17 protein-coding genes and 4 pseudogenes are annotated in these 21,809 nt (G+C 71.6%); 20 read left to right on the top strand and 1 reads right to left on the bottom strand.

Translation table 11 applies throughout. From position 1 onward, the window contains the following. Positions 1-177: 177 nt before the first annotated feature. A pseudogene (locus F1D61_RS05155) lies at positions 178-1,049 on the bottom strand (polyprenyl synthetase family protein). A gap of 119 nt (positions 1,050-1,168) precedes the next feature. Between F1D61_RS05155 and crtD the strand changes: the two are divergent. From crtD to leuD, 20 genes and pseudogenes are all read left to right on the top strand, one after another. After that, positions 1,169-2,691: pseudogene (gene crtD / locus F1D61_RS05150) on the top strand (1-hydroxycarotenoid 3,4-desaturase CrtD). Then, positions 2,643-3,547 (top strand): annotated as a pseudogene (locus tag F1D61_RS05145) (carotenoid 1,2-hydratase). The pseudogenes crtD and F1D61_RS05145 overlap by 49 nt, the downstream one beginning before the upstream one ends. A gap of 382 nt (positions 3,548-3,929) precedes the next feature. Further along, positions 3,930-4,268 (top strand): helix-turn-helix domain-containing protein, encoded by a 339-nt coding sequence (locus F1D61_RS35255; RefSeq protein WP_432443289.1) that lies wholly within the window; start codon positions 3,930-3,932, stop codon positions 4,266-4,268. Between the two features lie 123 nt (positions 4,269-4,391). Next, entirely contained in the window at positions 4,392-5,342 is a 951-nt protein-coding gene (locus F1D61_RS05135; RefSeq protein WP_203156784.1) for a glycosyltransferase family 2 protein, read from the top strand. Positions 5,343-5,727: 385 nt separating this feature from the next. Continuing rightward, positions 5,728-6,003, top strand: coding sequence for a GntR family transcriptional regulator (locus F1D61_RS33875; RefSeq protein WP_246775720.1), 276 nt, complete (start codon positions 5,728-5,730; stop codon positions 6,001-6,003). Further along, positions 5,967-6,542 carry a GntR family transcriptional regulator gene (locus F1D61_RS05130; protein WP_246775719.1) on the top strand — a complete coding sequence of 192 codons (576 nt, stop codon included), beginning with the start codon at positions 5,967-5,969 and terminating at the stop codon, positions 6,540-6,542. Before F1D61_RS33875 ends, F1D61_RS05130 begins: the two co-directional genes overlap by 37 nt. Then, complete coding sequence (locus tag F1D61_RS05125) at positions 6,539-7,756, top strand: ABC transporter substrate-binding protein (RefSeq protein WP_432443208.1); 1,218 nt, start codon at positions 6,539-6,541, stop codon at positions 7,754-7,756. The genes F1D61_RS05130 and F1D61_RS05125 overlap by 4 nt, the downstream gene beginning before the upstream one ends. Before the next feature lie 2 nt (positions 7,757-7,758). Beyond that, a complete protein-coding gene (locus F1D61_RS05120; RefSeq protein WP_203156783.1) occupies positions 7,759-8,631 on the top strand; it encodes a branched-chain amino acid ABC transporter permease in 873 nt (290 codons plus the stop codon). Continuing rightward, entirely contained in the window at positions 8,628-9,596 is a 969-nt protein-coding gene (locus tag F1D61_RS05115; RefSeq protein ID WP_203156782.1) for a branched-chain amino acid ABC transporter permease, read from the top strand. Before F1D61_RS05120 ends, F1D61_RS05115 begins: the two co-directional genes overlap by 4 nt. 3 nt (positions 9,597-9,599) lie before the next feature. Then, positions 9,600-10,361 (top strand): ABC transporter ATP-binding protein, encoded by a 762-nt coding sequence (locus F1D61_RS05110; protein ID WP_203156781.1) that lies wholly within the window; start codon positions 9,600-9,602, stop codon positions 10,359-10,361. Further along, the gene (locus tag F1D61_RS05105) at positions 10,354-11,055 is read left to right on the top strand and encodes an ABC transporter ATP-binding protein (protein ID WP_203156780.1); all 702 of its coding nucleotides are present in this window, start codon (positions 10,354-10,356) and stop codon (positions 11,053-11,055) included. Before F1D61_RS05110 ends, F1D61_RS05105 begins: the two co-directional genes overlap by 8 nt. Before the next feature lies 1 nt (position 11,056). Further along, positions 11,057-12,451, top strand: coding sequence for an MmgE/PrpD family protein (locus tag F1D61_RS05100; protein ID WP_203156779.1), 1,395 nt, complete (start codon positions 11,057-11,059; stop codon positions 12,449-12,451). Between the two features lie 267 nt (positions 12,452-12,718). Further along, positions 12,719-13,585 (top strand): isocitrate lyase/PEP mutase family protein, encoded by an 867-nt coding sequence (locus tag F1D61_RS05095; protein ID WP_203156778.1) that lies wholly within the window; start codon positions 12,719-12,721, stop codon positions 13,583-13,585. Next, on the top strand, positions 13,582-15,267 hold the full coding sequence (locus F1D61_RS05090) for a hydantoinase B/oxoprolinase family protein (protein WP_203156777.1): 1,686 nt from the start codon (positions 13,582-13,584) through the stop codon (positions 15,265-15,267). The genes F1D61_RS05095 and F1D61_RS05090 overlap by 4 nt, the downstream gene beginning before the upstream one ends. Next, positions 15,264-17,330, top strand: a complete 2,067-nt coding sequence (locus F1D61_RS05085) for a hydantoinase/oxoprolinase family protein (RefSeq protein ID WP_203156776.1) — start codon at positions 15,264-15,266, stop codon at positions 17,328-17,330. Before F1D61_RS05090 ends, F1D61_RS05085 begins: the two co-directional genes overlap by 4 nt. 11 nt (positions 17,331-17,341) lie before the next feature. Beyond that, positions 17,342-17,965 carry a cysteine hydrolase family protein gene (locus F1D61_RS05080; RefSeq protein ID WP_203158929.1) on the top strand — a complete coding sequence of 208 codons (624 nt, stop codon included), beginning with the start codon at positions 17,342-17,344 and terminating at the stop codon, positions 17,963-17,965. Beyond that, a complete protein-coding gene (locus tag F1D61_RS05075; protein WP_203156775.1) occupies positions 17,962-19,356 on the top strand; it encodes an FAD-dependent oxidoreductase in 1,395 nt (464 codons plus the stop codon). Before F1D61_RS05080 ends, F1D61_RS05075 begins: the two co-directional genes overlap by 4 nt. Positions 19,357-19,723: 367 nt before the next feature. Further along, positions 19,724-21,129, top strand: a pseudogene (gene leuC, locus F1D61_RS05070) (3-isopropylmalate dehydratase large subunit). A 1-nt stretch (position 21,130) separates the two neighbouring features. Next, the gene (locus tag F1D61_RS33870; RefSeq protein WP_246775718.1) at positions 21,131-21,331 is read left to right on the top strand and encodes a hypothetical protein; all 201 of its coding nucleotides are present in this window, start codon (positions 21,131-21,133) and stop codon (positions 21,329-21,331) included. Continuing rightward, positions 21,328-21,738, top strand: a complete 411-nt coding sequence (leuD, locus tag F1D61_RS05065) for a 3-isopropylmalate dehydratase small subunit (protein WP_246775717.1) — start codon at positions 21,328-21,330, stop codon at positions 21,736-21,738. The genes F1D61_RS33870 and leuD overlap by 4 nt, the downstream gene beginning before the upstream one ends. Positions 21,739-21,809 lie beyond the last annotated feature (71 nt).

Raw genomic sequence — 21,809 nt, 5'->3', positions numbered from 1 at the left:
GGCGGGAGAGGGGCAGCGCGACGCTGATCGAGGTGGCGCTCGTCAGAACGGTTCAGTGTTATCCGGAAGCGGCGTCCCCTCTCCCGGCCCGCTCCGCGGGCCACCCTCCCCCGCAGAGGGGGGAGGGTTCGGAGGCGTAGCGCCCCGCATGGCGCGCGAGCCACCCCGGTCATCGCCTCAAGCCACCAGGCTCTGCGCCAGCCGCGCCGGCAGGAACAGCCGGGTCTGGGCCAGGATCTCCTCCCGCAACACCGCGACGCCGGGGCAATCGGGGATCACCGCCATCGCCTCGTGGGCGAGGTCGGAGAGGCGGCGAAGCGCCCCGTCCATGCCGAGCAGGGCCGCCGCGTTCGGCCGCCCGAGGGTCACGTCGCGGCCGACCGGCTTGCCGACCTCCTCCTGCCGGCAGGCGACGTCGCGCAGGTCGTCGGCGACCTGATAGGCCTCGCCGAGATATTCGCCCAGCAGCCGCCAGCCCATCGGCTCGGCCCCGGCGGCGGCGGCGCCCGTCACGGTCGCGGCGGCGAAGAGCGCGCCGGTCTTGGCCTGCTGGTAGACCGAGAGGCCGACCTGCGGCTCGGATTCCCAGGCCTGTCCCGCCACGATGCCGGTGGGCGAGCCCACCGCGCGCGCCACCAGCCCGACAAGCGCTGCGAGGCGCATGGGCCTGCGCGCCGTACCCGGGCCAGGGTCTCGAAGGCCAGCACGATCAGGGCGTCGCCGGTGAGGAGCGCCACCGGCTCGCCATAGGCGACGTGGACCGTCGGCTTCTGGCGCCGCAACGCCGCGTCGTCGAAGCACGGCAGGTCGTCATGGACCAGCGAGGCGCAGTGCAGGAGTTCGATCGCGGCCGCCGCCGCGTCCGCCGTCGCCGGATCGTCGTCGCCGCAGGCCCGCGCCACCGCGAGGCAGAGCCGCGGCCGGATGCGGTGCCCGCCCGGGAACACGGCGTAGCGGATCGCCTCCGCCAGGCGCGGCGGCGCGCCGGGTGCCTCCGCGTAGGACACGGCCACGTCGAGGGCGCGCTCGATGCGCCGGCCGTCATCCATCAGACCATTCGCGAGGCCGTCCGTGAGGAGTTCCATGGCGTCTCTCCCGCGTGTCATTTCGTTTGAACATTTCACAGTGTCAACTTAGATTGACACTGTTGCGGTGGGAGATCAACGGCGTGGCCGACGAACGGGTGGTGGTGATCGGGGCGGGAATCGGCGGGCTCGTCGCCGCGCTGAAGCTCGCCGCCGCCGGACTGCCGGTGACGCTGGTCGAGACAGCCGCGCACCCCGGCGGCAAGATGCGCCGGATCCCGGCCGGGTCGCGGGAGGTCGAGGCCGGTCCCACCGTCTTCACCATGCGCTGGGTCTTCGAGGAGATCTTTTCGGAGTGCGGCGCGGATCTCGGCGCCCGGATCGCCCTCACCCCCGCCGAGATCCTCGCCCGCCACGCCTGGAGCGGGCCTGAGCGCCTCGATCTCTTCGCCGATTCGGAGCGCTCCGCGGCGGCCATCGCCGATTTCGCGGGACCGCGCGAGGCGGAAGGCTTCCGGCGCTTCCGCGCCCGGGCAGGCGAGATCTACCGCACGCTCGAGGAACCGTTCATCCGCGGCCAGCGGCCGGGACCCGCCGACCTCGCGGTCCGGGCCGGTCCGCGGGGCTTGGGTGGGCTGATGCGGATCCAGCCCTTCACCACCCTGTGGTCGGCGCTCGGCGAATACTTTCACGATCCGCGCCTGCGCCAGCTGTTCGGCCGCTACGCCACCTATTGCGGCTCCTCGCCGTTTTCGGCGCCTGCGACCCTGATGCTGGTCGCCCATGTCGAGATGGAGGGCGTCTGGACCGTATCGGGCGGGCTGTCGCGGCTTGCTTCCGCCGTCGCGGCCCTTGCCGCGGAGCGCGGGGCGATCCTGCGCTACGGCACGAAAGCGACCGGCATCGCGGTCGAGGGAGGACGGGTGACCGGCGTCACGCTCGCGACCGGCGAACGGCTGCCGGCGACCCGGGTGGTGGCGAATCCCGACGTGGCGGCCCTCGCCGACGGGATGTTCGGATCGGGCCCTGCCCGGGCGGTCGATCCGGTGCCGGCCCGTGACCGTTCGCTCTCGGCCGTGACCTTCGCGGTGGCGGGCCGGCCGGCCGGGTTCGACCTCGTGCGCCACAACGTCTTCTTCTCGCCCGACTACGCCGCCGAGTTCGCCGACCTCCGCGCTGGCCGCCTGCCGCGCGATCCCACCGTCTATGTCTGCGCGCAGGATCGAGGCGACGACGGCATGCCGTCCGCCGCTCCGGAAGCCCTGCTCTGCCTCGTCAACGCGCCGGCCACCGGCGCCGCCTTGCGCCCTGAGGAGATCGCCCGATGCCACGACACGATGAGCCGGCGGCTCTCCGCCTGCGGCCTGACGATCAGCGAGACGGCGCGGACGGTCACCGGGCCGGCGGAGTTCGAGCGGCTGTTTCCGGCGACGGGCGGGGCGCTCTACGGCCGGGCCTCGCACGGCTGGATGGCGTCGTTCCGCCGTCCGGGGGCGCGCACGCGGCTGCCGGGCCTGTATCTCGCGGGGGCAGCGTCCATCCGGGGCCGGGCGTGCCGATGGCGGCGCAATCGGGCCGGCTGGCAGCCGCGAGCGTGTTGCAGGACCTCGCTTCGATATCCCGGTCGCGCCGGGTGGCTATGCCTGGTGGTACGTCGACGCGGTGAGCGACGACGGCGAGCACGGCCTGACCGTCATCGCGTTCCTGGGCAGTGTCTTCTCGCCCTACTACGCCTGGAGCGGGCGCGGCGACCCGATCAACCATTCCGCCGTCAACGTGGTGCTCTACGGCAAGCCCAAGGCCTGGGCGATGACCGAGCGCAGCCGGCGCCACGTGAGCCGGACCGCGACTTCGCTCGCCATCGGCCCGAGCTCGCTCGACTGGGACGGCACCACCCTGACGATCCGGGTCGACGAGGTGACGACCCCCCTGCCCGTCGGCTCTCCGGCACGATCCGGGTCCGGCCCGGCGGGTTCACGCCCGCCCCCTTCACCCTCGATTCGGACGGGCACCACCGCTGGTGGCCGCTCGCCCCCTCCTCGCGGGTCGAGGTTGCGTTCGACAGGCCCTCGCTGAACTGGAGCGGCCACGCCTATTTCGACACCAACGAGGGCGACGTGCCGCTGGAACACTCGTTCAGGAGCTGGACCTGGTCGCGTTCGACGCTCGAGCACGGCGCGGCGATCCTCTACGACGTCGAGCGGCGCGACGGCAGCCGCCAGGACCTGTCCCTGCGCTTCGACCCCGACGGCACCCCGCGCCCGATCGCGCCACCGATCCCGGCCGTGCTGCCGCGCACGCTCTGGCGCCTGCCGCGCGCCACCCGCAGCGACGACGGCCGGGCAGCCGTGCTGCGACGCTTCGAGGACGCGCCGTTCTACTCGCGCTCGCTGCTCTCGGCGCGGATCTGCGGCGAGGCGGTGCGGCCGGTCCACGAATCGCTCGATCTCGACCGGCTCACCCACCCGCTGGTGCGGTTCATGCTGCCCTTCCGCATGCCCCGCCCGCAAGAAACCAAGTAGTCCTCACTGATCCCCCCTTGGTTTGGCGGACGCCCCTGAGAGCCTGTTTGAGCAGAATTTTCCATAAATGGTTTGAGCAAGGCAGGATCGCCTTATCCTCCAGCCTCATCCTGAGGTGGGAGGATAGATATGCCATGATCCCTTTCAGCTTTGGTCAGATCGTCCCACTCAAACAGGCCTTGATGCAGCCTCAGATTGATTGAGACAGTTTAGCGATTAACCTCAGCGCTGAACCGATGGCGGTTATCCGGGCCGAGAGCACGCGCTGTCTGTCACGGAAGCTGCCAATGCCTGGCCTCGTCGCACGCTTGAGCGTGTCGGAGTTGGAGAAGCGCTTCACGGCCTGCCGTGAGGGGCGCACCGCCCGTCAAATCCAGGCGATCTGGCTCCTGGCCAAAGGCCACAGCTGGCTGACGCTGCGGCGGCCACGGCCTGCAGCGAGGGCTGGGTGCGTCGCCTCTGCGAGCGCTACAACGCCGAGGAACCCGAGGCCCTGGATGACCGGCGTCGCGATGACGGGGCCGCCCCCAGCATCCTGACCCCGGAAGTCCTCGATCGGCTGCGCCAGCACCTGGCCGAGCCACCGGCGGATACAGGCGGGTGGACGAGCGATACCGGCGTCGTCCGTTCGCACACAAACCTCCACTGGATCCCCAAAACCGCCAAGCCAATGCTTAAGGCGAACTCATCAACCGGAGACCGTGTAATCCCTTGGCCGTAACCCCTTGCGCCCTCCGGCCGGGGGACGATGGCCGGAAGGCGCGGCTCTCCGGCGGGAGGGCGCCTGCTACTCAAGGACCCGGTGCGGCTCGACGCGACGCCCACAACGCCCGGGATCCCCGACATGGTGTCTCTCCTCGCCTCTGACCCCGCCGTCTCCATCGTCGTCCCGCTCTACGGAAAGGCGGACGTGATCGGGCAGACCGTCGAGGCGGTGCTCCGGCAGACCTTCGCGGCGTTCGAGCTGATCGTCGTCGACGACGGCTCGCAGGATGGCGGCGGCGAGGTCGTCGCGGCCTTCACCGATCCCCGCATCCGCCTGATCCGCCAGGCCAATGCCGGCAGCGCCGCGGCGCGCAACCGGGGCGTCGCCGCGGCGCGCGCCGACTGGATCGCCTTCCTCGACGCCGACGACCTCTGGGCTGGGCGGCACCTCGAGAACCTCCTGGCGGCGGCCTCGAAGGGGGATGCGGTCGCGGTCTTCGCCAACCACCTGCTCGCCAGCCGCGCCGCGCCGGTGATGAAGGCCGACATCCCCGACCAGCGGGTCGACGACGTGTTCGCGTTCCTGCTCGCGACCTACCCCTACGCCGTGCATTCCAGCAGCGTGCTGGTGGCGCGCAGCGCCCTGATCCGCGCCGGGCTCTTCCCGGTCGGCGCCGTGATGGGCGAGGACACCGACACCTGGTGCCGCCTCGCCTTCGAGGGGCCGTTCCGCTACGTCGCCGAGCCGACCGCCGTCTACCGCGACGGCCACCCGACCAGCGTGCTCGCCCACCAGTCGCGCCGGCGCCCGCTGCCGCCGCCCTTCGACCGGACGCTCACCGCCCGCCTGCGCCACGGCACGGTGCCGCCCCACCTCGTCCGCTCCGCCGGCCGCTACCGCAACTTCCTGATGCTCGAATACGCCCGCCAGCTCCTCGACATCGGCGAGGCGGACGCCGCGCGCGACATCTTGCGCCGGCATTGCCGCCTCGCCGACGATCCCATGCGCTACGCCAGGCGCTTCCTGCGGACGTGGGGGTTCGGGCACCGGCTGTATGCGCTGTCGCGGCCGTGGGTGCCGACGCGATGAAGACGCTTGCTTGATGGGGCAGAGCAGGATGATCGCTCCGCTCATCCCCGTACAGGGTCATTTCGGAGCCGCGCAGCGGAGCCCGGGATCCGGAACCGCGGATGGGACAGGATCAAGCGAGGAGCGTCCCGCTTCGTTCTCCAAAACCGGAATTCATGGATTCCGGGCTCCGCTGCGCGGCCCCGGAATGACGTCGAGGGAATGGAAGGCCGCTCCGCCGACGCCGGATGCCCCCCGCCCGCCCGAAAAATTCCTGTTAGCGCAACCAACCTGTCCCAATTGACGGACAGCAACCTGTCTGCATAATCGGACAGGTGAGCGCCGGCGGACGACCGCGGGCGGCTCCGGGCAGCTTCGAAGCAAGCCGCGAGCCAAGGACGGCCCCGTGACCTCCGCCATCGAACCGCACAAGGCGCGCCGGCTCTACCTGCTGCTGCGCGATCAGATCACCAGCGGGAGGCTGCCGCCCGGCGCGCGGTTGCCGGGCGAGCCGGCGCTCGCCACCGAGCACGGCCTGGCGCGGGTCACCGTGCGGCGCGCCCTCGACCTGCTCGCCGGCGAGGGGCTGGTGCGGCGCAGGCCCGGCTCGGGCACCTTCGTGCAGGGGCCGGCCGGCCCCGGCCGGTGGTCGGCGACCTGCCGAACCTGCTCTCGGGCCTGATCGCCATGGGGCGGGCCACCGGCGTGCGGCTCCTGTCCTTCGAGTATGTCGCAGCACCCGCCGCCATCGCCGAGGCGCTGCTGCTGGAGCCCGGCGAGCGGGTGCAGCGCTCGGTGCGCGTGCGCCTGATCGACGGCCAGCCCTTCTCCTACCTCACCACCCATGTCCCCGAGCGGGTCGGCCTGTCCTATTCGGAAGCCGATCTCGCGGCGACGCCGCTCCTCGAGCTGATGGAGCGCTCCGGCGTCACCGCCGACCGGGCGACGCAGGCGATCGGTGCGACGCTCGCCGGCCCCGAAGTGGCAGCCGCCCTCGACCTCGAAGTCGGTTCGGCCCTGATCGACCTGACCCGCGTGGTGTTCGATCCCGACGGCCGCGGCGTCGAGCACCTGCACGCGCTCTACCGGCCGGACCGCTACGCCTTCCAGATGGACCTGCAGCGCACGGGTGATGCCGGCGAGCGGCGCTGGACGCCCGCGGCGACCCGCCCGGCCAAGCCCGAGACCCGTCGTTCTTACCCCAGGAGGCCCGCCCCGTGACCTCGATCCTCGTTCCGTCCCGCCGCGCCGTCCTGCGTACCGGCCTCGCCGCGACCTCCGTGATGGCGATGCCGGCGATCCTGCGGGCGCAGGGCGCGGCCGTGAAGCTCGGCATCATCCAGCCGGTGACCGGCGCGCTCGCCAACGATGGCGACCTCGGCAAGCTCGGCGCGGAGCTCGCCGTGCAGGACATCAACGCCGCCGGGGGCCTCAAGGCGCTGGGCGGCGCCAAGCTCGAGATCGTCTTCGCAGACAGCCGGTCGAGCCCGGAAGTGGCGGCGCAGGAGACCGAGCGCCTGAACGGCGAGGGCGTGGCGGCGATCGTCGGGGGCTTCGCCAGCGGGCTCTGCGCCACCGCGAGCCAGGCCGCCTCGCGCTACGACCTGCCCTACCTGATCGATGTCGGCGTCGCCGACCAGCTGACCCAGCGCGGCCTCAAGAACACGTTCCGGTTCTCGCCGAGCTTCGGCATGGTGACGAAGAGCGCGCTGGAACGCCTCGTCGCCCTCAACGACGCCGCCGGCAAGCCGGCCCGCACCGTCGTGATCGTCCACGAGGACGGGTTGTTCGGCTCCGGCCTCGCCAAGCTCCTCCAGGCCGAATTGCCGAAGCTCGGCTTCGAGATCCTGGAGACCGTGTCGCACCCGACCCCGGCCCGCGACATGGCCAACGTCGTCCTGCGCATCCGCTCGCTCCAGCCCGACCTCGTCATCCCGTCGAACTATTACGGCGAGTTCGTGCTGCTCGCCCGCACGATGCTCCAGCAGCGGGTCCGGCCAAAGGGCATCTACGCGATCCTCGGCGGCGGCGCCTCGTCCTTACGCTTCGTCAAGGAATTCCCGCAGGCGGCCGAGGGCGTGATGGATTGCAACCACTGGCCCGATCCGAAGAACCCGCTGACCGCCGAACTGCGCAAGCGCACCGAGGCCGCGGGACGAGCCTTCGCCTACAACGTGCCGATGAACTACTCCGCCGTGCGGCTGATGGCCGAGGCGATCGAGAAGGCCGGCGCGCCCGACCGGCTCAAGATCATCGAGGCGCTTTCCACCCAGAGCTTCGCCAGCGGCGTGATGCCCTACGGCCAGTCGAAGTTCGCGGGCGGCCAGAACACCTCGGCGCTGCCGCTCAACACCCAGGTCCAGGGCGGCGACGTCAAGGTGATCGCACCGCCCGCCTTCGCCGAGGCGAAGGCGAACTTCCCGTTCAAGGCGTGACGATGTACGCGCCCCAGATCCTGATCGAGGCAGCCCTCAACGGCCTGATGACGGGGGCAGTCTACGCCCTCATCGCCCTCGGGCTGACCCTGGTCTACGGGGTCCTGCACATCATCAACTTCGCGCACGGGGCGCTGCTCACCGTCGCGATGTTCGCGGTCTGGGGCGCCTTCGCGCTGGTCCACGTCGATCCCTACCTCGCGATGGTCGGGATCGTGCCGCTGATGTTCGGCCTCGGCTACGGCCTGCAGCGCTTCGTCATCGGCCCGGCGAGCCACGGCAACGACAACAACGTGCTCCTCGTGACGCTCGGCCTGTCGATCGTGCTGGAGAACGGGCTGCTCGCCCTGTTCCGCTCCGATACCCGCGCCCTCGATTCCGATGCCGCCCTCCAGGTGATCGAGCTCGGCCCGCTCCTGCTCTCGACGCCGCGGGTGATCGGCTTCGTCGCCGCCATCGCGGTGACCGGCCTGCTCTGGCTCCTCCTCAACCGTTCTGACACCGGCCGGGCGATCCGGGCGGTGGCGCGGGAGAAGCTCGGCGCCCGCCTCGTCGGCATCGAGGTCGACCACGTCTACGCCGTCACCTTCGGGATCGGCTGCGCGTGCCTCGCCGTCGCCGCCTGCCTGTTGATGCCGACCTACTACGTCAACCCGCGCTCCGGCGCCGCCTTCGTGCTCGTCGCCTTCACCATCGTGGTGCTCGGCGGCATGGGATCGATCGCCGGCGCCCTCGTCGGCGGCCTGATCATCGGGGTGGTCGAGAGCTTTTCCGGCCTGCTGCTCGGCGACAGCCTGGGTCAGATCGGCATCTTCCTGATCTTCATCCTGGTGCTGCTGGTGCGTCCGACCGGCCTGTTCGGAGCCCGCGCATGAGCGCCCGCGACCTCGCGCCCGTCCTCCTCGTCCTCGGCGTGCTCGCCGCCCTGCCCTTCCTCGGGCTGTCGGGCAGCCTCCTCAACTTCCTCGTCACCACGCTCATCATCGCGCTCGCGGGATTGGGCTGGAACGTGCTCGGCGGCTTCGGCGGCCAGTATTCCTTCGGTCACGCCGCCTTCTTCGGCACCGGGGCCTACGCCACCGCGATCCTCCAGATGAAGCTCGGCTGGAACGCCTGGTCGGCGCTCGGGGCGGGAATCGGCCTCGGGGCGCTGGTCGGCCTCGCCATCGGGTTCCTGAGTTTCCGGGCGGGCCTGCGCGGCTCCTACTTCGCCCTCGTGACGCTTGCCTTCGCGGAAGTGTTCCGCATCCTGGCCAACGCCGCCGACTTCACCGGGGGCGCCGCCGGGCTGCTCCTGCCCCTGCGGCCGGGCCTCGCCACCCTGCAATTCGCCGACCGGCGGCTCTTCGTCCTCCTGGTCGTCGCCTTCGTCGGCGTGGCGCTGCTCGCCTCGCGCTGGCTCGAGCGCTCGCGCTTCGGCGCCCACCTGATTGCGGTGCGCGAGAACGAGGAGGCGGCCCGCGCGCTCGGGGTCGATGCCCTCTCGGTGAAGCTGCGCGCCATCGCGCTCTCGGCGGCGATCACCGCGGCGGCCGGCGGCCTCTACGTGCAGTACTTCCTCTACCTCGATGCCGGGGTGGCCTACGGCACCTGGATCTCCGTCGAGGCGCTGCTGGCGCCGATCGTCGGCGGCATCGGCACCGCCTTCGGGCCGCTCGTGGGTGCGCTTGCGCTGCAAGGCCTCGGCGAACTCACCAAGCATCTGGCCGGCGGCGTTCCGGGGGTCGATCTCGTGGTGTTCGGCGCCTGCCTCATCGCCGTCATCGCCTTCGCGCCGCAGGGGCTGCTCGGCCTGCGCCGCCGCAAGCGCAAGGCGCGCGCCGTCCCGGTGGGAGCCTGATCCATGCTCGCCGTCGATTCCCTCACCAAGCGCTTCCAGGGCCTCGTCGCGGTCGACCGCGCGTCGCTCACCGTGCCGGCGGGCTCGATCACCGGGCTCATCGGGCCGAACGGCGCCGGCAAGACCACCCTGTTCGGGATGATCTCCGGCTTCCTCACCCCCAGCGAAGGCCGGGTGACGTTCGAGGGCGAGGACGTGACGATGGTGGCGCCGCACCTGCGGGCCCGCCGCGGCATCGCCCGCACCTTCCAGATCGTCCAGCCCTTCGCCGGGTTGACGGTCGCCGAGAACATCGCGGTCGGCGCCTACCTGCGCCATCCGCGCCGGGCGGATGCGGTAGCGAAGGCCCGCGAGGTCGGGACGCGGGTGGGTCTCGGCGACCAGCTCGACAAGCCGGCCGCCGACCTCACCGTCGCCGGGCGCAAGCGCCTGGAGGTGGCCCGGGCGCTGGCCACCGAGCCGCGGCTCCTCCTCCTCGACGAGGTGCTGGCGGGCCTGAACCCGTCGGAAATCCGCGACATCCTCCCCGTCGTGCGCGCCATCCGCGACGACGGCGTCACCATCCTGATGATCGAGCACATCATGCAGGCGGTGATGACCCTGTGCGAGGAGGTTTTCGTCCTCGCGCAGGGCCGGATGATCGCGTCCGGCCCGCCGCGGCAGGTCTGCGCCGACCCGCAGGTGATCGAGGCCTATCTCGGCAAGGGCGCGGCCGCCCGGATGAAGGCCGAAGATTCCGTCAAGGGCGAGGCGGTCGATGCTTAAGATCGAAGGCCTTCGCGCCGGCTACGGCGCCACCGAGGTCCTGCGCGGCCTCGACCTCACGGTGAAGCCCGGCGAGATCGTCGCGGTGCTCGGCGCCAACGGCGTCGGCAAGACGACGCTGAACAAGGTCCTGTCCGGGGTGGTCTCGGCGCGGGCCGGAAACATCCGCTTCGACGGCCGGGCCATCACCCGGGCCTCGGCCTCTGCCATCGTCGAGGCCGGGCTGATCCACGTCCCGGAAGGCCGCAAGATCTTCCCGAACCTCAGCGTGCGCGAGAACCTGGTGCTCGGCAGCTATCGCCGCGGCCGGGCGCGGCGGGGGGAGAACATCGAGCGGGTCTTCGCCACCTTCCCGCGCCTGCGCGAGCGGGCGGCCCAGGCCGCCGGCACCCTCTCAGGGGGAGAGCAGCAGATGCTCGCCATCGGCCGCGGCCTGATGGCCGAGCCGCGGCTCCTCATCCTCGACGAGCCCTCCCTCGGGCTCTCGCCGCTCCTCGTCGAGGAGATGTTCACGCTCGTCCGTACCCTCAACCAGGAAGGACTGCCGATCATGCTGGTGGAGCAGAACGTGGTGCAGTCGCTCGATCTCGCGACCCGCGCCTACATCCTGGAGAACGGCACCGTCGCGCTCTCGGGCGACGCCGCGACGCTCGCCGCCGACCCGGCCCTGCGCCGCACCTATCTGGGGCTGTAGGATGGGCATCGTCACCCCCGGCATCGCCCCGGCGACCACGCTGCTCGCCGAGCCCGCCCCCGCCTGGCTCGGGCAATGGACGAGTTTCGCGGCCGGTCTCGTCCCCGCCGATATTCCGGAGCCGGCGCTCGACCGCGCCCGCCTGGTCCTCCTCGACTCGCTCGGCGTCATCGCCGCCGGGATGCGCGAGCCGGAATGCCGGGCGCTCGCCAAGCGCCTCGCCGCCCGCCGCCCAGGTCCCGCTCCGGCGATCGGCAGCGGCCTGTCCCTCGATCCGCGCGACGCGGCCCTGGTCAACGGTGCCGCCGGTACGACGCTGGAACTCGACGAGGGCAACCAGTACGCCCGCGGCCATCCCGGCATCCACGTCGTGCCCGCGGCCCTCGCCGCCGCGCAGGAGACGCAATCCTCCGGTGCCGACCTGATCGCCGCGCTGGTCCTCGGCTACGAGATCGGCGCGCGGATCGGCATCGCCTCGAAACTACGCGTGACGATGCACCCGCACGGCACCTGGGGCACGGTCGGGGCGGCGCTCGCCGTCGCCAAGCTCCATCGTGCCGATGCCGCGATGATCGGCCGGGCGATCGGCCTCGCCTCGTCGCTGGGGTTGAGCACCAGCCGGCGCACGATGCTGGAGGGGGCGACGGTGCGCAACACCTATGCCGGCCTCTCCAACCAGCTCGGGCTCACCGCCTGGGACCTCGCCGAGAGCGGCTTTCTCCCCGAGCGCGACGGCATCGGGACGGTCTATGGCGGCATCCTCGCCGACGACTTCTCCGCCGCCGCGATGGTGGAGGATCTGGGGACCCGCTGGGAGATCGCCCGCAACTACTTCAAGCGTCACGCCGCCTGCCGCTACACCCACGGCGCCCTCGACGCCCTGGCGCAGATCCGCGCCGAGGCCGGCCCGATCGACCCGGATTCCGTGCGCTCGGTCGAGGTCGCGACCTATGTCTGGGCGGCGCAGCTCGACCATCCGGCGCCCGAGACGATGCTGGCGGCGAAGTTCTCCCTGCCCTTCGCCCTCGCGGCAGCCATCGTGCGGGGCGAGGCCGATACCGACGCCTTCCGGGACGAGGCGCGCGCCGACCGCCGCATCCTGTCGCTGGCCCGCCGGGTGATGGTGCAGGAGGACCCGACCATGACGGCGCAGCTGCCGTCCTTGCGTCCGGCCAAGGTCACGCTGACGCTGGCCGACGGCCGCAAGCTCTCGGCCAAGGCGCTCACCAACCGCGGCGACACCGAGGATCCGTATTCGGCCGACGATGTCCGGGAGAAGTTCCGGGCGCTCGCCGGGCCGGTCTGGGGGGCGGAGCGATGCGAGGACGTCATCCGCGCGGTCGCCGGGATCGAGACGGCGGAGGGGGTCGGGAAGCTGCTGGCGTTGGTGGCGTGAGCCTCCCGCCTCACTTCCCGACAGTAACCACCGACATCACACCCACCACGTCATTCCGGGGCCGCGCAGCGGAGCCCGGAATCCAGAACCACAGGTAGTCGCGAGGAGAGCGGATCGTCTCCGCTTCATTCTGCAAGATCCGCGGTTCTGGATCCCGGGCTCCGCTACGCGGCCCCGGGATGACGCGGAGATCATTCATCGATCGGGCGCCTCGACAACAAGAGAGAGCCTGCTGGCAACAAGACAGTACCGGGAAGACTTAACCTCATGTCCCTGAAGTCCCGCCTCGCCGAGGACCGCGTCCTCGTCGCTCCGGGCGTCTACGACGCCCTCACGGCCTCGCTCGCCACGGATGCGGGCTTCGAGGCCCTGTACCTCTCGGGCGCGGCCATCGCCTATACGCGGCTGGGCCGGCCCGATATCGGCCTCGTCTCGATGACCGAGGTCGCCGAGACCATCACCCTGGTGCGCGACCGGGTGGCGACGCCCCTCGTGGTCGATGCCGACAACGGCTACGGCAACGCGCTCAACGTCGAGCGCACCGTGCGGCTGTTCGAGCGCGCCGGCGCCAGCGCGATCCAGCTCGAGGACCAGAGCTACCCCAAGCGCTGCGGCCACCTCCAGGACAAGACGCTGATCGGCCAGGGCGACATGGTCGGCAAGATCAAGGCGGCGCTCGACGCCCGCGTGAGCGCCGAGACCCTGATCGTCGCCCGCACCGATGCGGTGGCGGTCGAGGGCTTCGAGCGCGCCATCGAGCGGGCCCGGGCCTATGCCGAGGCCGGAGCCGACGTTCTGTTCGTCGAGGCGCCGCGCTCGGCCAACCAGTTGGCGGAGGTCACGAAGGCGCTCGGGCACAGCCGGCCGCTTCTGGCCAACATGGTCGAGGGCGGCGACACGCCGCTGGCCTCGGCCGCCGATCTCGGGGCTTTGGGCTTTCGCCTGGTGATCTTCCCCGGCGGCATCGTCCGGGCGCTCGCCCGCACCGCCCAGGCCTATTACGGCTCGCTCGCCAAGGCCGGCACCAACACGCCGTTCGCCGACCGGATGTTCGATTTCGGCGAGCTGAACGCCTTGATCGGCACGCCCGAGATGCTGGCCCGCGGCCGCGCTTACGAGGGAGCGGGACAATGACCTCGATCGATCCCGTCACCCTGGCGGTGCTGAAGGGCCGCCTCGAGCAGATCGCCGACGAGATGGACGCGACGCTCTACCGCTCGGCCTTCAACCCGATCATCGCCGAGGCCCGCGACGCCTGCCACGGCCTCTACCACGCCACCACCGGCGACACCCTGGTCCAGGGCACCAAGGGCCTGCCGATCTTCGTCGGCGCCATGGCCTTCGCGGTGAAGGCGGTCATCGCCAAGGTCGAGCGCGAGGGGGGCTTGCAGCCCGGCGACACCTTCCTGTTCAACGATCCCTATAGCGGCGGCACCCACCTCAACGACTTCCGCCTCGTCCGCCCGGTCTTCCGGGACGGCACATTGTTCTGCTGGCTCGCCTCGGTCGGCCACTGGCTCGACATCGGCGGCAACGTGCCGGGCGGCTACAACCCGAAGGCGACCGAGAGCTTCCAGGAGGGCGTGCGCTTCCCGCCGGTGAAGCTGTTCTCGGCCGGGCGCCTGAACCAGGACATCGTCGACATCCTGGCCGCCAATACCCGCGTCCCGACCTCGAACTGGGGCGACCTCAACGGCCAGCTCAACGCCCTCGATCTCGGCGAGCGCCGCTTCACCGCGCTCCTCGACGAGTACGGCGACGCCACGGTCGATGCCGCCTTCGCGGCCTTCTCCGACCGGGCCGAGGCCCTGATGCGCGCCGCGATCCGGGCGCTGCCGGACGGCCGCTACGGCTTCTCGGACGTGCTCGACAACGACGGCATCACCGACGAGCCCCTGACCATCGCCCTCGACCTGACCATCGCGGGCGACGCGATGACGCTCGACTTCTCGCGCTCCTCGGCCCCGGCGCAGGGGCCGATCAACATCTCGCACGCCACCACGGTGGCGGCCTGCTACGTCGCCCTCAAGCACGTCTTCACCGAGGTCCCGGCCAATGCCGGCTGCCTGCGGCCGATCACCTTCACGGTGCCGGAGACGACCCTGCTGGGTGCCGGCGCACCGAAGCCGATGGCGGGCTACACCGAGACGATCCTGCGGCTGATCGGCGTGGTGCTGGGTGCGCTCGCCGAGGCCGATCCGGAGCGCGCGACCGCCGCGCCCTTCGGCACCATCAACGCGCTCTCGCTCGCCGGCCACCGGGCCGACGGCTCGCGCTGGGTGATGTTCTCGTTCTTCGGCGGGGGCCTCGGCGGCAATCCCGAGAGCGACGGTCTCAGCCACGCCAACAACCCGATCTCGACCGCGACGATCCCCCCGGTCGAGATCCTGGAGGCGGCCTATCCGGTGGTATTCACCCGATGGGGTCTGCGGCCGGACAGCGCCGGGGCCGGCGCCCATCGCGGCGGCTTGGGCGCGGTCTACGAGATCGAGACCCTGACCGATGCCGACGTGTTCCTCCTCGGCGAGCGCGGCAAGGTGGCGCCGTTCGGCGTCAAGGGCGGGCATTCCGCGGCGCTCAACCGCTTCGGCTGGCAGACGCCAGACGGCTGGGCGAGCCCGCCGATGGTCTCGAAGGTCACGGATGTCCGCATCAGGGCCGGCGAGCGGGTGCGGCTCGAGACCCCCGGCGGCGGCGGCTTCGGCCACCCGGCCGAGCGGAACCGCGACGCCCTGAAGCGCGACCTGCGCCTCGGCTACGTGACCAGAGAGGCGGCCGCCCGCGACTACGCCCTGACGACCGGAGACGACCAATGACCCCCCGCGCCATCGTCGGCGTCGATGTCGGCGGCACCTTCACCGACCTGTTCTATTACGACGAGGCCGCCGGCCGCTTCCAGACCGGCAAGGTCCCGTCGAACCGCGGCGACGAGGCGGTGGGCTTCCTCGCCGGCCTGAAAGGGTTCGGCCCGGTCGCCGGCCTCGCCTCGATCGTCCACGGGACGACGGTGGGCACCAACGCGCTGCTGGAGCGCAAGGGCGCCCGAATCGGCCTCATCACCACCCGCGGCTTTCGCGACGTGCTGGAGATGCGCCGCCGCGACCGGCGCCATACCTGGGGCCTGTGGGGCGACTTCGTCCCCGTGGTCGACCGCGATCTCAGGCTGGAAGTCGACGAGCGGACGCTCGCCGACGGCACGATCCGTGAGGCGGTGAACCCGGACCAGGTGGCGGAGGCCGCCCGCGCCCTTCTCGCCAACGGCGCCGAGGCCCTGGCGATCTGCTTCGTCAACGCCTACGCCAACCCGGAGAACGAGCGGGCGGCCATGGAAGCGGCCGCCGCCGTGTGGCCGAACGCCAATGTCGAGCGCTCGTCCGGCATCCTGCCGGAGATCCGCGAGTTCGAGCGCACCTCGACGACCGTGCTCAACGCCTATCTCCAGCCGGTGGTCGGCAGCTATCTCGGCAAGCTCGACCGGGCGCTGGAATCCGAGGGGTTCGAGGGCCGCTTCCACATCGTCCAGTCCAACGGCGGCGTGATGTCGACCGCCACCGCCCGGCGGCTTCCCGTCCGCACCGCCCTGTCGGGTCCGGCGGCCGGCGTCATCGCGGCCGCCGCCATCGCCAAGGAGGCCGGTTTCCCGAACGTGATCACGGGCGATCTCGGCGGCACCTCCTTCGACGTGTCGCTGGTGGTCGAGGGCGAGACGGCCTTGGCCGCCCAGACGACGATCGATTTCGGCCTCGTCATCCGCACGCCGATGATCGAGATCAGCACGATCGGCGCCGGCGGCGGCTCGATCGCCCATGTCGATGCCGGCGGCCTGCTCCAGGTCGGGCCGGAGAGCGCCGGCTCGCGGCCCGGCCCGGTCTGCTACGGCCAGGGCAACACCCGCCCGACGCTCACCGACGCCAACGTGGTGCTCGGCCGCATCAACGCCGAGCGGCCGATCGGCGGGGCGCTGAAGCGCCTCGACGTCGAGGCGGCCAAGGCCGCGATCCACGAGCATGTCGCAGCCCCGCTCGGCCTCGACGTGATGGCGGCGGCCGAAGCCATCGTGCGCGTCGCCGACGGCAAGATGGCCGGCGCGATCCGCCTCGTCTCGATCGAGCGCGGCCACGATCCGCAGAAGTTCGCAGCGGTGCCGTTCGGCGGCGGCGGTGCGCTCCATGTCGGCGCGCTGATCAAGGATGTGGGCCTGCGCGGCGCGCTCGTGCCGCGCTATCCGGGCGTCACCTCGGCGCTCGGCTGCGTCATCGCCGATATCCGCCACGACCATGTCCAGACCCTCAACCTGTCGCTGTCGAACCTCGACGCCGCCGCCCTCGACCGGCGGATGGTGGCGGAAGCCGACGCTGCCCGCGAGGTCGTCGAGGCCGCCGGCCTCACCGTCTCGCGGATCGACACGGTGTTCGAGCTCGACATGCACTATGTCGGCCAGACCCATACCGTCGCGGTGGCGCTGCCGGTGACGGTGAAGGACGGCACCACCGGCATCACCCCGGCGATCATCCAGCAGGCGTTCGAGGCGGCCTACCGCACCTCGTTCAGCCGCCTGCTGCCGGGGTTGGGCACCCGGATCGTCAACCTGCGCACCGCCGCGATCGGCCGGCGGCCGCATTTCGACCTCGCCGCCCTCGCGCCGGGGGCGGACGCCTCCCTGGAGACCGCCCGCACCGGCAGCCGGCCGGTCTGGTTTGCCGGCGCCTGGCACGAGGCGGCGGTCTACGCCCGGCTCGCGCTGCCGGTCGGCGCCGAGATCCCCGGCCCGGCGATCCTGGAGCAGCCCGACGCCACCACCGTGGTCGATCCCGACCTGACGGCCCGGGTCGACCGGCTCGGCAACGTGGTCGTCACCCGCACGGGAGCCCCCGCATGAGCCAAGTTCGCATGAGCCATGCCCCGATCCCGATGGAGCGCACGGCGCTGCTGATCTGCGATCTCCAGAACGACTTCCTGCACCCGGACGGCGCCTATGGCCGGGCCGGGCAGTCCGCGCCCGAGATCGCCGCGGTGCCGGCCACCGTTCGGCCGCTCGCCGAGCTGATCCGGGCGCGCGGCGGGTTCATCGTCTCGACCCACTTCACCCTGGTGCCGGGCAAGGGCGGCGAGCCGATGATCTCGCCCCACCTGCGCGAATTGCGGCCGTTCCTGAAGCGGGGCGACTTCTTGCCCGGCGACTGGGGCCACGCGCTGGTGGACGAACTCCAGCCGGCGGACCTCACGGTCGAGAAGGTCGCCTACTCGGCCTTCTACATGACCCGGCTCGAATGGGTCCTGCGCAAGGCGGGGATCGAGCGGCTGCTGGTCTCGGGCATCGTCACCAATGGCGGCGTCGCCTCGACGGTGCGCGACGCCCATGTCCGCGATTTCTCGGTGACCGTGCTGTCGGATGCCTGCGCGGCCTTCTCGCCCGCCGTGCACCGGACCGCGATCGACGCGCTGAAACCCGTCTGCCGCGTTGCCGCGGTCGCGGAGATCCTGGCAGAGATTTCGGCGGAGCTGCCCGCATGAGGGTCGAATCCGCCAAGGGAGTCGCCTTCGACATCGAGGTCCCGGTCGCGGTGATCGGGGCCGGTGCCGCCGGGCTGGTGGCGGCGCTGGCCGCGCACGAGGCCGGGGCCGAGGTGCTGGTGATCGAGCGCGATCCCGTGCCCCGCGGCTCCACCGCCCTCTCGGCCGGGCTGATCCCGGCCCCCGGCACCCGCTGGCAGCGCGAGGCCGGCCTGGAGGACAGCCCGACCTTGTTTGCCGCCGACATCATGGCGAAGGCCAAGGACGAGCCCGATCCGGCCCTCGTCGCGCGCCTCGCCGGCAGCGTCGGCCCGGCGCTCGAATGGCTCGCGGACAGCCACGGCCTGCCCTTCTCGGTCATCACCGACTTCCGCTATCCGGGCCATTCGGCGAACCGCATGCACGGCCTGCCGAGCCGGTCGGGGGAGGAACTGGTCGATCGGCTCGCACGCGCCGTCGAGGAAACGGGTATCCCGATCCTGTGCGAGGCCGTCGTCGAGACGCTGTACCGGGAGGGCGACGCGATCCGGGGCTTCAGCCTCATGCGCCCCGACGGCTCGCGCGAGCGCGTCGCCTGTGGAGCCCTGGTGCTCGCCTGCAACGGCTATGGCGGCAACAAGGCCCTGGTGGCGCAGCACGTGCCGGACCTCGCCGGCGCCCTCTATTTCGGCCACGAGGGCAACCAGGGCGACGCACTGCTCTGGGGCGAGGCCCTGGGGGCGGCGACCCGCCACCTCTCGGGCCACCAGGGCCACGGCTCGGTGGCGCATCCGCATGGCATCCTGATCACCTGGGCCACGGTCACCGAGGGCGGGTTCCAGGTGAACCTGGAGGGGCGCCGGTTCTCGAACGAGAGCAAGGGCTATTCCGAGCAGGCGGCGGAAGTGCTGCGCCAGCCCGACGGCCTCGCCGTCACGGTGTTCGACGAACGCATCGCGGCGATCGCCCGCCAGTTCGAGGATTTCCGCCGGGCCGAGGCCGCCGGGGCGATCGTCGCGGCGGACACGATCGCCGAGCTCGCGGCGCGGCTGCACCTGCCGGAGGCGGCGCTGGAGGCCACGCTCGCCGAGGTCGAGGCGCTGAAGCGCGAGGGGGGACGGGACGGGTTCGGGCGCTCCTTCGCGGGCGTGCCGGCGCTGACCGCTCCCTACCGGGCGGTCCGGGTGACCGGGGCGCTGTTCCATACGCAAGGCGGCCTCGTGGTCGATCACGACGCGCGGGTGCTGACGCAAGACGGCGCGCCGATCCCGAACCTGTTCGCGGCGGGGGGCGCCGCCTGTGGCGTTTCGGGGACGGGGCCCGGGGGGTATCTCTCGGGCAACGGGCTCTTGGCCGCCGTGGCGCTCGGGCGCATCGCGGGCCAAGCGGCGGGGGCGATGGGGGTTTGTTAGATCACAGCGCCTCACCATCTCCCGGACCTGTGCGATGAATCGCAACGACTGTTCTACCCACCGCGTCATCCTGGGGCCGCGAAGCGGAACCCGGGATCCATAGCCGCCGACGGTGCCGGACGAGACTGTCGGTGTCCCGCTTCATCCTGCCCCGTCGGCGGTTATGGATCCCGGGTTCTCGCCTGCGGCGAGCCCCAGGATGACGATGGAGGATCAAAGCACGGTCGAACGCGTCGAACAGGCTCTTGATCATGCCCTGTCACACCCCCTCCCTTCTTCGGAACTTCGTCCACTTCGCTGTGGTCATCCGGGAAAGCGGCGAGGGCTTCGTCATTCTCGACAACAACAACACGGCGGAGGACGCCCGATGACCCCGCAACCCCGCACCCTCCTCGACAAGGTCTGGGACGCCCACGTCATGGCGACCCGCCCCGACGGGCAGGCGCTCCTCGCCATCGACCGGCACCTGCTCCATGAGGGTTCGTTCCACGCCTTCGGCATGCTCGACCATGCCGGCCGGCCGATCCGGCGGCCGGAGCTGACCTTCGCGGTCGCCGACCACTACGTCCCGTCCCGCGACCGCCAGGGGCCGATCCCGGACCCCGAGATCGCCAACATGGTCTCGACGCTCGCCGCCAATGCGGGCAAGCACAACATCCGGCATTTCGGCCTCGACGACCGGGCGCAAGGGATCGTCCACGTTCTCGCGCCGGAGCAGGGCCTGACGCTGCCGGGCCTCACGGTCGTCTGCGGCGATTCCCACACCTCGACCCACGGCGCCTTCGGGGCGCTCGGCTTCGGCATCGGCGCGACGGAGGTGGCGCACGTTCTGGCGACGCAAGCGCTCTGGCAGCGCCGGCCCAAGACCCTGCGGGTCGGCATCGACGGCGTGCTCGGCCCCACGTCACCGCCAAGGACGTGATCCTGGCGATCATCGCGGTGATCGGAGCCGGCGGCGCCGTCGGGCACGTGCTCGAATATGCCGGCAGCGCGATCCGTGGCCTGTCGATGGAGGGGCGGCTCACCATCTGCAACATGTCGATCGAGGCCGGCGCCCGAGCCGGGATGATCGCCCCCGACGACACCACCTTCGCCTTTCTCGAAGGCCGGACCTACGCGCCGAAGGGCGCCCTGTTCGACCGGGCGGTCGCGGCCTGGCGAGACCTGCCGAGCGACGACGGTGCCCGGTTCGACCGCGAGGTGACGCTGGATGCGAGCACCATCGCCCCGACCGTCACCTGGGGTACCAGCCCCGAGACCGCGCTTCCCGTCACCGCCGCGGTGCCGGATCCGGGCGCGGAAGCCGATCCGACCAAGGCCGGGCAGATGCGGACGATGCTCGACTATATGGGCCTCACCCCCGGCACGCCGCTCGAATCGGTCGCGATCGACCGGGTGTTCATCGGCTCCTGCACCAATTCCCGCATCGAGGACCTGCGCGCCGCGGCCGGCGTGCTGCGCGGCCAGACGGCGCGGGTGCCCGGCCTCGTCGTGCCGGGCTCCGGCCCGGTGCGGCGCCAGGCCGAAGCGGAAGGGCTCGACCAGGTGTTTCGCGCGGCCGGCCTCGAATGGGGCGAGCCGGGCTGCTCGATGTGCGTCGGCATCAACGGCGACCTCGTGCCGGCGGGCGAGCGCTGCGCCTCGACCACCAACCGCAACTTCCCGGGCCGCCAGGGCCCGAATGCCCGCACCCACCTGATGAGCCCGGCCATGGCGGCGGCGGCCGCCGTCACCGGCCGCCTCACCGACATCCGCCGCCTCGGGAGAAGCTGACATGCAGCCCTTCACGACCCTCCAGGCCGTCGCGGTGCCCCTCGATGTCGCCAACATCGACACCGACCAGATCCTGCCCGCCCGCTTCCTGAAGAAGCCGCGCAGCGCCGGCTACGGCAACTTCCTGTTTCACGACGAGCGCCGCCGCGGCGAGGCCGCCGCCCTCGACGCCCCCCCTACGCCGGCGCCGGCATCCTGGTGACCGACCGCAACTTCGGCTGCGGCTCGTCGCGGGAGGGCGCGGTCTACGCGCTCGTCGATGGCGGCCTCCGCTGCGTGATCGCCCCGAGCTTCGGCGACATCTTCGCGTCGAACGCCGCCAAGAACGGGCTGCTCACCGTGACCCTGCCCGAGGAGGCGGTGGCGGCCCTGCGCGGGCGGCTCAAGGCGGAACCCGGCGCCACCGTCACGGTCGACCTGCCGGCCCAGACCGTAACCGACCCGGACGGCCGAGCGATTCCCTTCGAGATCGACCCGTTCAAGAAGCGCTGCCTCGTCGAGGGGCTCGACGACGTGGCGCTGACGCTCGAGCACGCCGAGGCCATCGCGGCCTACGAGGCCCGCGTGAGAGCGGAGGCGCCGTGGCGGGTGCCGGCCAATGCGGGGTGAGACGGGCGGCGGCAGCCATGCACCCACGCGATGGCTCGCCGCCCGCCTTCCCAGGTCTCCGATCAACCGCT

Origin of the sequence: Methylobacterium aquaticum, from assembly GCF_016804325.1 — a bacterium.
Classification (GTDB): Bacteria; Pseudomonadota; Alphaproteobacteria; order Rhizobiales; family Beijerinckiaceae; genus Methylobacterium; species Methylobacterium aquaticum_C.
The sequence above is the reverse complement of the archived record's forward strand: the minus strand, read 5'-3'. Positions and strand labels throughout refer to the sequence as shown.